Here is a 13,776-nt window from a genome sequence, read left to right on the forward strand (position 1 = left end):
CATCAGTCATCGTACAACGTAGCAGGTTATTTTCTTCAGGAGCAACGGGGCGTGTGCACTGGATCGCTGAGTTGCGATGCGCATCGCGCAAAAAAACTGACGGTACCCACCGCAGTGGCGTCATGTTCCGCGCGCTGTGGCCGATAAGCTTCAGAGCGGAAAAAGACTTTCAAGTCGGGAACAGACGCGCGGGTTCGCCCTGACGTGATATTCTCCGCGCCAATTTGCTTTGACCTAATTCGGTTGGCTTGCCTTTCGGGCGGGCCGACGGGATCCCTGTCGCTCAAGCAGCTGAAGCCAATAACGATAAGAAGTCAGTTCAGAAGGGACATTAACTGAGGTCGATGCCACATATCGGCCTTGTGTGCCCACCCGTCAATATTGCAGTGTGCCGGATCGCGCGACGCCAGCCTGAGCGTCAATACAGCGCAACGCAGACTGATAACAACGACGGGCGGAAGGCGTTTTATCATAGGTGCAACAGATGTTTAAGAAAGTGAACACAGCCTTGCTGGGGCTGGCTTTGGCGATGGGGATGTCGTCTGCCAATGCTGCCGAAGCGAAGAAAGTTGACGTCCTGCTGATCGGCGGCGGCATCATGAGCACCACCCTGGGTGTGTGGATCAATGAGCTGGAACCGAGCTGGTCGATGGAAATGGTCGAGCGCCTCGACGGCGTCGCCCTGGAAAGCTCCAACGGCTGGAACAACGCCGGTACCGGTCACTCGGCCCTCGCCGAGCTGAACTACACCCCGGAAGACGACAAGGGCAACGTCACGATCCCGAAAGCCGTCGAGATCAACGAAGCGTTCCAGGTCTCCCGTCAGTTCTGGGCGTGGCAGGTTCAACAGGGCGTGCTGAAAAACCCTCGCTCGTTCATCAACACCACACCGCACATGAGCTTCGTGTGGGGCGATGACAACATCAAGTTCCTGAAAAAGCGCTACGAAGCCCTGCAGGCGAGCCCGCTGTTTGCCGGCATGCAGTACTCCGAAGATCCGGCGGTGATCAAGAAGTGGGTGCCGCTGATGATGGAAGGGCGTGACCCGAACCAGAAAATCGCGGCCACCTGGAGCCCGCTGGGTACGGACATGAACTTCGGCGAAATCACCCGCCAGTTCGCCGCTCACCTGCAGACCAAGCCCAACTTCGATCTGAAACTGTCGAGCGAAGTCGAAGACATCACCAAGAACGCCGATGGCACTTGGCGTGTCAGCTACAAAAACCTGAAAGACGGCAGCAAAACCGAAACCGACGCCAAGTTCGTGTTCATCGGCGCTGGCGGCGGTGCCTTGCACCTGCTGCAGAAGTCGGGCATTCCTGAAGCCAAGGAATACGCAGGCTTCCCGGTTGGCGGCTCGTTCCTGGTAACCGACAACCCAAGCATTGCCGAGCAGCATCTGGCCAAGGCCTACGGCAAGGCTTCGGTTGGCGCGCCACCGATGTCGGTTCCGCACCTGGACACCCGTGTTCTGGACGGCAAGCGCGTCATTCTGTTTGGCCCGTTCGCGACCTTCAGCACCAAGTTCCTCAAGGAAGGTTCGTACTTTGACCTGCTGACCAGCACCACCACCCACAACATCTGGCCAATGACCAAGGTCGGCATCAAGGAATACCCGCTGGTCGAGTACCTTGCCGGTCAACTGATGCTGTCGGATGAAGACCGTCTGAACGCGCTGAAGGAATACTTCCCGAACGCCAAGGCCGAAGACTGGCGCCTGTGGCAAGCCGGCCAGCGCGTGCAAATCATCAAGCGTGATGAAGCCGCTGGCGGCGTGCTGAAACTGGGCACCGAGATCGTGGCTTCGCAAGACGGCTCGATCGCCGGCCTGCTGGGCGCATCGCCAGGCGCGTCGACTGCTGCACCGATCATGCTGAGCGTGCTGCAGAAAGTCTTCAAGGACAAAGTCGCAACCCCTGAGTGGCAGACCAAGCTGCACCAGATCGTGCCGAGCTATGGCACCCAGCTGAACAGCGATCCGGCCAAAGTGGCTGCCGAGTGGGCTTACACCGCGAAAATCCTCGAACTGCCGACCCCTCCGGTGATCGGTCAGGTAGCTGCTCCAGCGGCACCTGCGGCTGATAAAGCCGTAGCACCGAAGGAAAACGCTGCACGTGACATGGCTCTGTAACCAGAACCCTGACACACAAAACCCACTGAACCGGCGACGGTCAGTGGGTTTTTTTGTGGCCTGGCTCCTACGCTCCTATGGTCGGTACGGTCAGGCTTTTGCAGACGCGAGATAGGCCCCCAGGCGCCGGCCCATTTCTTCGCCCAGTGCCTGCAATCCGCTCAGCGGCCGAACCATCACTTCGAACTCGACGATCTTGCCGCTGGCGTCGAAGCGAATCATGTCGATGCCTTTCAGTTCCTTGGTGCCGACCTTGGCACTGAATTCCAGGATCACATTCAAGCCATCCGCCGTCGCCAGTTCGCGGTGATAGGCGAAATCCTCAAAAACTTCGAACACTGTGTTGAGGATCATCGCCACCACCGGCGCGCCTGGGTAGGGCGTGTGGGCCATCGGCGAGCGAAATACGGCTTGGGCATCGAGCAATTCGGGCAGGGCTTTGAGATTGCCGCTGCGGATCATCTCGTGCCAGCGCGCGAGGGATGCGGCGACGTTGGGCTGCAGGGCGAGGTCGGGCATGGTCACTCCGGTTTTTATTATGGTTGGCGGCAATGACTGTAGATCAACCCGGCGCAGAGTGGGTCGTCAAGTTTCGGGCTGAATACCGGTCCATGCCCGAAGCGGATCAGATGCGCATCTGATCCGTATTTTTCTGTTTCATCTGCCTCTGTATTCAGTACAGCCACAGCCTCAGAATGCCCGGGCAGTGCGGACATTCACCCTCCGACCTCATCCCGAAGCGTCCGGTGCACCGCACACTCAGCATCAAGGAGCGCAACATGTACAAGATGGCAATTTTCCTCGGCGGCTTTCTGACCTTGACCATCCTGATCGGCGTACTGGCAACGATCTCTCCAGTGTGATCCGCACGCAGCTTTTTCGAACTCTGCCGTTCTCCTGCTTTCAGTTGCATAACAGGGCCAGCACGCGCCCGTTACTGAATGTCCGAGGAGCGAAACATGCGTAATAAAACCTTGCAGGGACGTTGGGTTCCCGTCGGTTTGATGGTCGCCGCGCTGACCGGTTGTGCGATGAGCAACACCGAGTCACCGGTGCAGACACCAGGCCAGGCCAAAGCCTCCGACACTGAAATGCTCGAAGTCGGCGCGCAATGGTTGCAGGACAAACCGCCGATTCGCGCGTTGAACATGTACCTCGATGGCTTCCATTTCTACAACGGCCATCCCGGCGCACAGATGGAAGCGCATCACTACTGCTCGGCGCTCAACGAGGAAGTGTTCCAGTGTGTGATCTACGACGGCAACACCGCTGAAGCGAAGCTGATGGGCGTGGAATACATCATCAGCCAGCGCCTGTTCACGCAATTGCCGGCAAAAGAAAAGGCCTTGTGGCATAGCCACGCTCACGAAGTCACTTCCGGCCAGTTGGTCGCGCCGGGCATCCCGCAAGTGGCGGAGACGCGTTTGATGGAAAAACTTGCCAACACCTATGGCAAGACCTGGCACACCTGGCACACCGATCAGGACAAGCAACTGCCCTTGGGCGTGCCGCAGTTGATGATGGGCTTTACTGCCGACGGTCAGGCCGACGCGCAAATGGTCCGCCAGCGCGACCAGCGTCTGGGCATTGATAGCGCCGAGAAGAAAAAGGCCCGCGCCGAGATCAAACCGGCACCGGTCGCGCCAGGAGCTGATGCGTGGCAGAAGGGTAATGCCGTGCAACTCAACGACCCGACCGGCCATCAACACGTCATGCCGCGCCCGGCCACCTCTGGCGACGAAAATGCCCGGAGCGGCCGTCAGCCTTAGCATTGGACAGTAGCTGTAAATGGTGATGTCGGTACCGACTTCATCGCGAGCAGGCTCACTCCTACATTTGAAATGCTTTACCCCTGTAGGAGCGAGCCTGCTCGCGAAGGCATCCGCCTGATCGCTACACCTGTCAGCGATTCAACACATCACCCATCCACCGCAAGTACTCCCCTCGCTCGGAAATCGAGTTATGCGCCGATTCCGGCACCACCTTGAGCGTCGCCACCCCCGCAGGAAAACTCTCCAACAACCGCTGCGTGCTCTTGCGTCCAATCACCTCGTCATCACTCGCCGCCAACAGCAAGGTCGGCACGCGAACGTGCGCGGCGTACTTGCCCGATTCGAATCGATCCTTGAGCAACCACTTCACCGGCACCCACGGATATTGCCGTTCGGCGATTTCTTCGAGGCTGTTGAACGGCGTGACCAGGATCAGCTTCTGCACCGGCCGCTGGCTGGCCAGGCGTATCGCCACCCCCGAGCCGAGGCTGCGCCCGATCACCGCAATCTGCGGATGGCTGGCGTAGACCTGATCGAACAACGCCAGCGCATCTTCGGCAATCGCCGCTTCCGATGGTGAGCCTGAACTGCCACCAAAACCCCGGTAATGCAGAAAATACAGCGCGTAATCGGGGAACGCCTCAGCGAACTCCGGCAGGTTGCGCGAGACGTCCTCGGCATTCCCGCCGAAATAGATCAGCGCCCGTGTTCCGCTGCGCTCTCGAGTAGTCGTCCAGATTTCGGCGTCCGGCATCGACAGTTTCAACCGCGAATCCGCTGCAACCACGGCCGCAGGCTGGGGAAACCAGATGAGCGAGCGCTGAAATACGAACAGCGCGGCACACAGCACCAGGTACACGGCAACAATGAAAACGACGAGTGACATCAGGGTTCGGGACATTCGGCTACTTTTAACGGGGTAAGAGGTGGGCTGTCGAAGTGTAGTTCAGCGACTGCGCCTGACAGCCTGCACACACAACATGCAACAGATCCGCGCAGCAGGAGGGCCCGCATGCGCCACACTGAGGGTTATTCCCGTCGCCGCTTGCTTACGCTGGCTGCCGAGGTTGCGGCGGTGTTGACGATTGATCGGGCGTTGGCCAGCGGCACGCCGCCGCCCGTCACTGCGCCGCACACGGCAGGAGACCAGACCATGCAGACCCGCGCCATCCCTTCAAGCTCCGAGGCACTGCCCATGGTCGGATTGGGCACCTATCGCGGTTTCGACGTCGGCCCGGGTGATCCGGTTTATCGGCAATTGCCCGCCGTGCTCGAAGCGCTGTTCAGGAAGGGCGGCACGCTGATCGACAGCTCGCCGATGTACGGCCGCGCCGAGCAGACGACCGGTGAATTGCTGTCGATCCACGAACCGCGCTCGCCGGCCTTTCTCGCCACCAAGGTGTGGACGCGCGGGCGCAAGGAGGGGATCGCGCAGATGGAGCAGTCGTTCAGCCTGCTGCAAACCGAGCGCATCGACCTGATGCAGATTCACAATCTGCTCGACTGGCAAACCCACTTGCCGATCCTGCGCGAATGGAAAGAGCAGGGGCGGATTCGCTACATCGGCATCACCCATTACACCTCGTCTGCCTATGACGAGGTCGAAGCGGTGTTGAAAGCCGAGAGGCTGGATTTCCTGCAAATCAACTACGCCCTTGATGACCGCGCTGTCGAGAAACGCATCCTGCCGCTGTGCCGCGAGCGCGGGGTGGCTGTGATCTGTAACCGGCCATTTGGCGGCGGCGATTTGCTCGCCCGGCTCAAGGGCAAGCCGTTGCCGGCATGGGTCTCGGACGTGCAGGTCAACAGCTGGCCGCAACTGGCCCTGAAGTTTCTGCTGGCGCATCCGGCAGTGACCTGCGTGATTCCGGGGACCAGCAATCCGCGCTACATGGCCGACAACGCCGGAGCCGGTTTTGGGCCGATGCTCACCGATGCGCAGCGGCATCAGTTGATTGCGTTGCTGGGTTGAACCGGGTCAAACCCGATAGCGCAACGCTTCCAGCAACAAGGCAAACGCCGGCGCTGCCTGGCGTCGGCTCGGGTAGTACAGGTGATAGCCGGAAAACGCCGGGCACCAGTCTCCGAGCACCTGGATCAAGCGGCCGTCGGCCAGAAACGGTGCAACGACATTTTCCGGGATGTAGCTCAGACCGAAACCGTCCAGCGCGGCGTCGAGCAACGGGTACACGCCGTTCAGGGTGACCTGGCCGGAGACACGAACCTTGAGGCTTTCACCGTCCTTTTCGAACTCCCACGAATACAGTCCGCCATTGGTTGGCAGACGCAGGTTGTTGCAGGCGTGGTCGGTCAGGTCGCGCGGGGTCTGCGGCGCAGCGCGACGGGCGAAGTAGGCAGGCGAGCCGACCACGGCCATGCGCATGTCCGGGCCGATGCGCGTGGCGATCATGCCCTGCGCAACGTCTTCGCCCAGGCGCACGCCGGCATCGAAACCCTGGCCGGCGATGTCGACGAAGCCATAGTCGCAGCAGACTTCGACGGTGACGTCAGGGTACTTCGGCAGGAACTCCTGCAACACCGGACGCAGGATCCAGTTCAGCGAGTGGTCGGTGGCGCTGATGCGGATCTTCCCTGCCGGGGTCTCGCGCAGGTTGCTCAGGGCGGCCAGTTCCACCTCGATCTCTTCGAAGCGCGGGCCGATGGTCTGCAGCAGATGTTCGCCGGCCTCGGTCGGCGAAACACTGCGCGTGGTGCGGGTCAGCAGGCGCAGGCCGAGACGTGCCTCGAGACTGCGAATGGTGTGGCTGAGCGCCGATTGCGAAACGCCGAGTTTGGCGGCGGCCTTGGTGAAACTGCGTTCACGGGCAACGGCGAGGAAGGCGAGCAGGTCGGTGGCGTTTTCCCGGAGCATTGATGATTGTCCTGCATAAGTTTTTTCGGATTCTAGACGATTATCTAAAGAGTGCCGATCGCTACAGTGGTTGCATTATTCATCCGGAGGAACCGCCATGAACCCGATCGCTGCTTCTGCGCTGACGCTCTCGCTGCTGGCCGGTGAAGTGCAGGCCACTGAAAACCCGCGTGTCACGGTCACGCCGAATGGCTCTCAACCCTCGGCCAAAGGGCCCACTGACTGGTTTACCGGCACGGTGCGGGTGGATGCGCCGTTCAAGGGTACCGACGAGGCCCGCGTCAGCGGCGCGACCGTAACGTTCGAGCCGGGCGCGAGAACTGCGTGGCACACCCATCCGTTAGGACAGACATTGATCGTCACCGCAGGAGTAGGGTTCGTCCAGGAATGGGGCCAGCCGGTTCGTGAAATCCGTCCGGGCGATACCGTCTGGATTGCCCCGGGTGCCAAACATTGGCACGGGGCGGCGCCGACAACGGCGATGAGTCATATCGCAATTGCGGAAGTGCTGGATGGCAAGGTGGTGGACTGGATGGAGCAGGTCAGTGCTGAGCAATATCCAAGGACCGAGTGAAACCGCGCCCCTCACCCTGGCCCTCTCCCTTTGGGAGAGCGCCAGGGTGAGGGGCTTTTCGCTTCAGATCATCTCCGGCAATGAATCCAGAATCTTGTCCAGCGTGATCGGATACTCCCGCACCCTCGCGCCGGTAGCGTTGTAGATCGCATTCGCTACCGCCGCACTCACGCCGCAAATCCCCAATTCACCCACGCCCTTGGCCTTCATCGGCGAAGAAATCGGGTCAGTCTCTTCGAGAAAAATCACTTCCTGATGCGGAATGTCGGCGTGCACCGGCACTTCGTATCCCGCCAGGTCATGGTTGACGAAATAGCCCAGACGCTTGTCCACGGCCAGCTCTTCCATCAATGCCGCGCCGACGCCCATGGTCATTGCGCCGATCACCTGGCTGCGGGCCGAAATAGGGTTGAGAATCCGTCCGGCCGCGCACACCGCGAGCATGCGCCGCACGCGGACTTCACCGGTGGCGGCGTCGACGGCAACTTCAGCGAAGTGCGCGCCGAAGGTCGATTGCTGATACTTCTCGGCCAGATCGCCGAATTCGATGCTGTCTTCGCCGACCAGCGCGCCGCCCTCAGCGGCATTGCGCAGGGGCAGGCTCTTGCTGCCGACGCGCACCTGACCATCGACGAACTCGGCCTGATCCGCCGCGAGTCCCAGCTTCTGCGCCACCGCTTCGCGCAGTTTCATGCAGGCGGCATAAACCCCTGAAGTCGAGCAGTTGCCGCCGAACTGGCCGCCGGAACCGGCCGAGACCGGGAAGTCCGAATCGCCCAGACGTACCACCACATCATTCAGGCCGACGCCCATCATCTCCGCGGCTGTCTGCGCGATGATCGTGTAGCTGCCGGTGCCGATGTCGGTCATGTCGGTTTCGACGATCACCTTGCCGTCACGCTCCAGGCGCACGCGCGCGCCGGACTTGACCAGCAGGTTATTGCGGAACGCCGCCGCCACGCCCATGCCGATCAGCCAACGGCCTTCACGACGTGTGCCGGGCTGCGCTTTGCGCTGATCCCAGCCGAATTTCTCCGCGCCGATCTGCAGGCATTTGACCAGTTGACGCTGGGAAAACGGCCGCTCGGTCTTCACCGGATCGACCTGGGTGTCATTGGCAATGCGGAACAGCACCGGGTCCATTTTCAGCTGTTCGGCCATTTCATCCATGGCAATTTCCAGCACCATCAGGCCCGGCGCTTCACCCGGTGCGCGCATGGCGTTGCCTTCGGGCAGGTCGAGCGGGGCGAGGCGCATGCTGACGCGGCGGTTTTCCGCGGCGTACAACAATTGACTCGGTTGCGCGGCCAGTTCGACCTTGCCGTCGGCGAGGTTGCCCGACCAGCCTTCATGGGCAATGGCGGTCAGCTTGCCGTCGGCCGTGGCGCCCATGCGGATACGCTGAATCGTTGCCGGGCGATGGGTGGTGTTATTGGCCATCTGCGGGCGGGCGAGGGCGACTTTAACTGGCCGGCCGGCCATGCGCGCGCCTAGAGCGGCGAGGATCGCGTCGGCACGAATGAACAGCTTGCCGCCGAACCCACCGCCAATGTACGGCGAGACCAGGCGGACTTTTTCCTTCGGCAGGCCGAGGGTCTTCGCAATGTCGCCGACGCTCCAGGCGACCATCTGGTTCGACGTCCACAGCGTCAGTTGGTCGCCTTTCCACGCGGCCAATGTCGCATGGGGTTCCATCATCGCGTGGGACTGGTCCGGCGTGGTGTAGGTCTGATCGAACTGCACCGGGGCGGCGGCGAAGGCTTTGTCGAAGTCGCCGTGATTGACGTCCGGCAGCTCGTCTTTCGGCTCGACGCCGAGGTCTTTGACGCTGGCCAGGTCGAACTTGCCTTCGGTGGTTTCGTAGTCGACCTTGACCAGTTGCGCGGCGGCGCGGGCCTGTTCGAAGGTCTCGGCGACCACCAGCGCAACGGCTTGCTGGTAATGCTGCACGTCGGGACCGGCGAGCAAATGGGCGGCGTTGTAATCACCTTTGTCGAGCTTGCCGGCATTCTCGGCGGTGACGATCGCCAGTACGCCGGGTGCGGCTTTGGCCTCGTCGAGATGAATAGCTTTGATCCGCCCTTTGGCGATCGCCGAATCAACCATGAAACCGTAGGCCTGATTGGCCGCCGCTTCATGTTGCTCGTAGGCGTAGGTCGCCTGGCCGCTGGTTTTCAACGGGCCTTCGATGCGCTCGGTGGGCTTGCCAACGACCTTCAAGCGGTCAATGGGATTGGTGGTGGCGGGCGTGTCGAATTTCATGCGGTTTCCCTCGCTTGCGCCAACACCGAAGCCAGCGTGCGCTCGACCAGTGTCAGTTTGAATTGGTTGTCATCGGTGGGGGTCGCGCCTTCGAGCAGGCGCTCGCTGACCGCTTTGGCGCCCTTGGGCAGCAGCGCTTCAGCGGCTTCGACCCGCCACGGTTTCGGCGCAATGCCGCCAACGGCGACGCGGCCGGTGCCGTCCTTTTGCAGGATCAGACCCACCGAGACCAGGGCAAACGCGTAGGACGAACGATCGCGAACCTTGTGATAAATGTGCGTGCCACCGACCGGCGCCGGCAGGGTCACGGCGGTGATGAACTCACCGGGTGTGAGGCTGGTTTCGATGTTCGGCGTATTGCCGGGCAATAGATGAAAATCGGCCATGGCAATGCTGCGGGTGCTGCCGTCAGGCTTGACCGTTTCGATCTGCGCATCAAGCGCACGCATGGCGATGGCCATGTCGCTCGGGTGGGTGGCGATGCAGGCGTCGCTGACGCCGATGATCCCCAGTTGTCGAGTGACCCCGCCGATCGCCGCGCAGCCGCTGCCCGGATTGCGTTTATTGCAGGCCTGATGGGTGTCGTAAAAGTATGGGCAGCGGGTGCGTTGCAGCAGGTTGCCGGCGGTGGTCGCCATGTTGCGTAACTGCCCGGACGCTCCGGCCAGAAGCGCGCGGGAGAGCAGGGCGTAGTCCTTGCGTACGCGGGCGTCGGCGGCCAGATCGGTATTGCGCACCAAGGCGCCGATACGCAGTCCGCCCTCAGGCGTAGCTTCGATCTGATCCAGACCGAGGTGGTTGACGTCGATCAGATGCACCGGGGTCTCAATGTCGAGTTTCATCAGGTCGAGCAGGTTGGTGCCGCCGGCGATGAACTTGGCGCCTTCGGCTTGTGCAGCCTGGGAGGCGGCTGCGGCAGGCGAGTCGGCGCGGCTGTAGTTGAAGGCTCTCATGCCGGGACCTCCGCAACTTCAGTGATGGCTTCGATGATGTTCGAGTACGCGCCGCAGCGGCAGATATTGCCGCTCATGCGCTCCTGCAATTCGGCGGCGATCAGTTTCGGCGGCTCGGTCAGGCTCGGGCTGACGTGGCTGGGAATACCGTCGCGGATTTCCTTGAGCACCGCGACTGCGGAGCAGATCTGCCCCGGCGTGCAGTAGCCGCACTGATAGCCGTCGTGCTTGATGAACGCGGCCTGCATCGGGTGCAGCTTGTCCGGCATGCCGAGGCCTTCGATGGTGGTGACTTCGCTGCCGTCGTGCATGACCGCCAGGGTCAGGCAGGAGTTGATCCGCCGCCCGTCGGCGATCACCGTGCAGGCGCCGCACTGGCCGTGGTCGCAGCCTTTCTTGGTGCCGGTCAGGTGCAGGTGTTCGCGCAGGGCGTCGAGCAGGGTGGTGCGGGTGTCGACTTCCAGGGTTTGCGGTTTTCCGTTGACTTGCAGGGTGACTTTGCTCATGGCCGGTTGCTCCAGACTGGCCGCGTAGGCCTTGAGGCTGATAAAGGGGGGCATAGCGAACGCCGTCGCGGTTACGGCGCCGAGGATCATGAAGTTGCGTCGGGAAATCGGCATGGTTCGATTCCTTTTCTCTCATCGGGCGGCAGGATTGCAAAAGGCCCAAAAGGGCGCGCCGGCATGCATGCCAGTCTCGTAAAAGGAGTGACCGCAGGAGGGAGGAAAAGGTTTTGTCGGATTTGCGCTAAAGAGTTATGTGCTCTGCTCATCAATCTCCAAGGCAGCACAAAAACCCTGTAGGAGTGAGCCTGCTCGCGATAGCGGTGTGTCAGCCAACACACTATCAACTGACAGACCGCTATCGCGAGCAGGCTCACTCCTACAGTGGAGTTGTGTTTCTTCAGTTAGGGCCCACCTACCACCATCGAGGTAAACGGCGCGACATACGCCTGCAACGTCACTAGCCCGCCGACCAGGATCGCCAGCACGATCGAGTGGAAAAACACGTAACGCAGGATCTCGCCCTCATGCCCATACCAACGGGTCGCGGTGGAGGCGACGACGATCGACTGCGCGTCGACCATTTTGCCCATCACCCCACCGGAACTGTTCGCCGCCGCCATCAGGACGGGACTGATGCCCAGTTGTTCCGAAGTCACCCGCTGCAAGCCGCCAAACAACACGTTCGACGCGGTGTCCGAGCCGGTCAGTGCCACCCCCAGCCAACCGAGCAGCGTGCCGAACATCGGATAGAAAATTCCCGTCGCCGCGAACGCCAGCCCCATCGTCGCATCCAGTCCGGAATAGCGCGTGAGGAACCCCAGCGCCAGCATTGCCGCAATGGTGATCAGCGAAAACCGCACCACCCACAGCGTGCGCAAGTACTGCTTGATCAGTTGCGGGATCGAATAGCCCATCAACAGACCGCCGACAATCGCCGCCAGCAGAATGCCGCTGCCGGTCGCGGTCAGCCAGGTGAACTTGTACACCGCTTCCTCGGCTTTCGGCGCCGCAACAACTGGCGGGACTTTTTCGATCTGCAAGTGCAGGCTGGTGAAAGTCACTGCCGGGGCGAAGATCGGATTGGCCTCACGCACCGGTTTGCCTTGCGGATCAAGCTTGGCCGATTGCGTGACCGGGTCGATCATCGGCCGCGTATCGAACATGTTCTTGAAGCCCTGCGTGCCCCAGGCAAACACGAACACTGTGAGAATGATCCACGGCATCCACGCGCGCATCACTGCCGGGCGCGCCTGATCGCTGAAGGCGGCGCTGGCGGTGACTTTTTCTTCATCGACTTTGGAGTTGTCGACGCGGCCGGACAGCGCTGCCGAAGTATGAATGGTGGCCGGTTTCCACACCTTGAGGAACAGTGTCAGGCAGGCCATTGAAATCAGCGCGGCGATCACGTCTACCAGCATCGGCCCGTGGTAGTTCGAGACGAGAAATTGCGGGATGGCGAAACTGACTCCGGCCACCAGAATCGCCGGCCACACCTCGAGCATCTTGCGCCATCCGGCAAAGGCCCAGATCAACCAGAACGGCACCAGCACCGAGAAAAACGGCAACTGCCGGCCAACCATCATCGACAGCTCCATCTCATCGAGCCCGGTGACTTTGGCGAGGGTGATGATCGGCGTGCCCAGGGCGCCAAATGCCACGGGGGCGGTGTTGGCGATCAGTGCCAGACCGGATGCGGCCAATGGCGAAAAACCCAGACCAATCAGGATCGCCCCGGTCACCGCCACCGGCGTGCCGAAGCCTGCCGCGCCTTCGAAGAACGCACCGAAGCAGAAGGCGATCAGTAGCAGTTGCAAGCGTCGGTCGTCAGTGATGCGCGCGAGGGAATCCTGCAGCACTTTGAACGAGCCGTTCTCAGTGGTCAGGCGATGCAGGAAGATGATGTTGAGGACGATCCAGCCGATCGGCAGCAAGCCATTCGCCGCGCCGAACAATGCCGCCGAGCCGGCCATGCCCGCCGGCATGTCGAAGGCGAAGATCGAGATCAGCAGGGCGGACGCCAGTGCCAGCAGCGCCGCCAGATGCGCCTTGACGTGAAAGAACGCCAGCGCCGCGAGCATCACCACCACCGGCACCGCAGCCATCAGCGTGGAGAGCACCGGATTGCCGAACGGGTCATAGATTTGCTGCCAGACCATGGTCCACCTCTGCTTGTTGTTATTTGAGGGTGCAGATCCATTGCTTGGGGATTGGTTGCAAGCAGTATAGGTGGCATTACGCCGCCGCTCGGTTGCGGCGAACGGGCCGACAAACGGTCAATGGTGGCCAGTGAATCAACGGGTTTTTGCCCGGTCGTATCTGCGGCTGCGCGCACTGCCTCTTGAAGAGGCCGGCAGCGTGGCGATTTCATCGTCAAGACCTTGGGTTTAGGAAAGTATTGAATGAAGCACGCAACAACGATGCTGCTCACTGTGACCGCCGCGGTATTGCTCAGCGGCTGTATTGCGGATTTTGATGATGATCACCGGCATGGCGGGCATTACGACCGCGACCATGGCCGCTATCACGATGATGACCGGCGCTGGGACGACCGCGATGGCGACCGCCGCGATGGCCGTCGTTATTACCGTGATCGCGATGATGACTGATTGATCGAGAGTCCCAGGGACGGGCTCACGTGAGGGAGCGAAGAAATGGACGCCGTAGTGGCAATTCAGTAGCATGCGCGCTTTTCACGCTGCCAAGGAA

The 13,776-nt window shown here is 61.3% G+C and carries 12 protein-coding genes; 5 read left to right on the top strand and 7 right to left on the bottom strand.

Annotation, left to right across the window (positions count from 1 at the left end):
* The first annotated feature begins 484 nt into the window (after positions 1 to 484).
* Positions 485 to 2,131 (top strand): malate dehydrogenase (quinone), encoded by a 1,647-nt coding sequence (mqo, locus tag BLU71_RS05760; protein ID WP_064363529.1) that lies wholly within the window; start codon positions 485 to 487, stop codon positions 2,129 to 2,131.
* Positions 2,132 to 2,221: 90 nt separating this feature from the next.
* On the opposite strand, the gene BLU71_RS05765 is transcribed toward mqo, so the two are convergent.
* A complete protein-coding gene (locus BLU71_RS05765) occupies positions 2,222 to 2,650 on the bottom strand; it encodes a nuclear transport factor 2 family protein (protein WP_083352519.1) in 429 nt (142 codons plus the stop codon).
* A 440-nt stretch (positions 2,651 to 3,090) separates the two neighbouring features.
* Between BLU71_RS05765 and BLU71_RS05775 the strand changes: the two genes are divergently transcribed.
* Positions 3,091 to 3,900 carry an OBAP family protein gene (locus BLU71_RS05775; protein WP_064363527.1) on the top strand — a complete coding sequence of 270 codons (810 nt, stop codon included), beginning with the start codon at positions 3,091 to 3,093 and terminating at the stop codon, positions 3,898 to 3,900.
* Positions 3,901 to 4,033: 133 nt separating this feature from the next.
* Here BLU71_RS05775 and BLU71_RS05780 read toward each other — a convergent pair whose 3' ends face one another.
* Entirely contained in the window at positions 4,034 to 4,804 is a 771-nt protein-coding gene (locus BLU71_RS05780) for an alpha/beta hydrolase (RefSeq protein WP_083352520.1), read from the bottom strand.
* 111 nt (positions 4,805 to 4,915) lie between these two features.
* On the opposite strand from BLU71_RS05780, the gene BLU71_RS05785 reads away from it, so the two are divergent.
* Entirely contained in the window at positions 4,916 to 5,875 is a 960-nt protein-coding gene (locus BLU71_RS05785) for an aldo/keto reductase (RefSeq protein WP_173867311.1), read from the top strand.
* Between the two features lie 6 nt (positions 5,876 to 5,881).
* Here the strand turns inward: BLU71_RS05785 and BLU71_RS05790 are convergent, their stop codons facing one another.
* Positions 5,882 to 6,775, bottom strand: coding sequence for a LysR family transcriptional regulator (locus BLU71_RS05790; RefSeq protein WP_083352521.1), 894 nt, complete (start codon positions 6,773 to 6,775; stop codon positions 5,882 to 5,884).
* Positions 6,776 to 6,872: 97 nt separating this feature from the next.
* Here BLU71_RS05790 and BLU71_RS05795 point away from each other — a divergent pair, with 97 nt between their 5' ends.
* On the top strand, positions 6,873 to 7,349 hold the full coding sequence (locus tag BLU71_RS05795; protein ID WP_083352522.1) for a cupin domain-containing protein: 477 nt from the start codon (positions 6,873 to 6,875) through the stop codon (positions 7,347 to 7,349).
* Between the two features lie 63 nt (positions 7,350 to 7,412).
* Here the strand turns inward: BLU71_RS05795 and paoC are convergent, their stop codons facing one another.
* The 4 genes from paoC to BLU71_RS05815 all read right to left on the bottom strand — a co-directional run bounded on the left by paoC (position 7,413) and on the right by BLU71_RS05815 (position 13,226).
* Positions 7,413 to 9,611, bottom strand: a complete 2,199-nt coding sequence (gene paoC / locus BLU71_RS05800; RefSeq protein WP_083352523.1) for an aldehyde oxidoreductase molybdenum-binding subunit PaoC — start codon at positions 9,609 to 9,611, stop codon at positions 7,413 to 7,415.
* Positions 9,608 to 10,564 (bottom strand): FAD binding domain-containing protein, encoded by a 957-nt coding sequence (locus tag BLU71_RS05805; RefSeq protein ID WP_065616112.1) that lies wholly within the window; start codon positions 10,562 to 10,564, stop codon positions 9,608 to 9,610. The genes paoC and BLU71_RS05805 overlap by 4 nt, the downstream gene beginning before the upstream one ends.
* Positions 10,561 to 11,184: an aldehyde dehydrogenase iron-sulfur subunit PaoA gene (gene paoA / locus BLU71_RS05810; RefSeq protein ID WP_016775137.1), complete on the bottom strand. Its 624-nt coding sequence runs from the start codon at positions 11,182 to 11,184 to the stop codon at positions 10,561 to 10,563. The genes BLU71_RS05805 and paoA overlap by 4 nt, the downstream gene beginning before the upstream one ends.
* Positions 11,185 to 11,471: 287 nt before the next feature.
* Complete coding sequence (locus BLU71_RS05815; RefSeq protein ID WP_083352524.1) at positions 11,472 to 13,226, bottom strand: L-lactate permease; 1,755 nt, start codon at positions 13,224 to 13,226, stop codon at positions 11,472 to 11,474.
* A gap of 243 nt (positions 13,227 to 13,469) precedes the next feature.
* On the opposite strand from BLU71_RS05815, the gene BLU71_RS05820 reads away from it, so the two are divergent.
* Positions 13,470 to 13,676, top strand: a complete 207-nt coding sequence (locus tag BLU71_RS05820; protein ID WP_083352525.1) for a hypothetical protein — start codon at positions 13,470 to 13,472, stop codon at positions 13,674 to 13,676.
* The last annotated feature ends 100 nt before the right edge of the window (positions 13,677 to 13,776 follow it).

The sequence above is a fragment of the Pseudomonas moraviensis genome (genome assembly GCF_900105805.1).
Lineage (GTDB): Bacteria > Pseudomonadota > Gammaproteobacteria > Pseudomonadales > Pseudomonadaceae > Aquipseudomonas > Aquipseudomonas moraviensis_A.

Excerpts from the sequence above, each read along its gene's own strand:
- BLU71_RS05765 (WP_083352519.1), bottom strand. The coding sequence starts at position 2,650 with ATGCCCGACCTCGCCCTGCAGCCCAACGTCGCCGCATCCCTCGCGCGC.
- paoC (WP_083352523.1), bottom strand. The coding sequence starts at position 9,611 with ATGAAATTCGACACGCCCGCCACCACCAATCCCATTGACCGCTTGAAG.
- BLU71_RS05790 (WP_083352521.1), bottom strand. The coding sequence starts at position 6,775 with ATGCTCCGGGAAAACGCCACCGACCTGCTCGCCTTCCTCGCCGTTGCC.
- BLU71_RS05775 (WP_064363527.1), top strand. The coding sequence starts at position 3,091 with ATGCGTAATAAAACCTTGCAGGGACGTTGGGTTCCCGTCGGTTTGATG.
- mqo (WP_064363529.1), top strand. The coding sequence starts at position 485 with ATGTTTAAGAAAGTGAACACAGCCTTGCTGGGGCTGGCTTTGGCGATG.
- BLU71_RS05780 (WP_083352520.1), bottom strand. The coding sequence starts at position 4,804 with ATGTCCCGAACCCTGATGTCACTCGTCGTTTTCATTGTTGCCGTGTAC.
- BLU71_RS05795 (WP_083352522.1), top strand. The coding sequence starts at position 6,873 with ATGAACCCGATCGCTGCTTCTGCGCTGACGCTCTCGCTGCTGGCCGGT.
- BLU71_RS05815 (WP_083352524.1), bottom strand. The coding sequence starts at position 13,226 with ATGGTCTGGCAGCAAATCTATGACCCGTTCGGCAATCCGGTGCTCTCC.
- BLU71_RS05785 (WP_173867311.1), top strand. The coding sequence starts at position 4,916 with ATGCGCCACACTGAGGGTTATTCCCGTCGCCGCTTGCTTACGCTGGCT.
- BLU71_RS05820 (WP_083352525.1), top strand. The coding sequence starts at position 13,470 with ATGAAGCACGCAACAACGATGCTGCTCACTGTGACCGCCGCGGTATTG.
- paoA (WP_016775137.1), bottom strand. The coding sequence starts at position 11,184 with ATGCCGATTTCCCGACGCAACTTCATGATCCTCGGCGCCGTAACCGCG.
- BLU71_RS05805 (WP_065616112.1), bottom strand. The coding sequence starts at position 10,564 with ATGAGAGCCTTCAACTACAGCCGCGCCGACTCGCCTGCCGCAGCCGCC.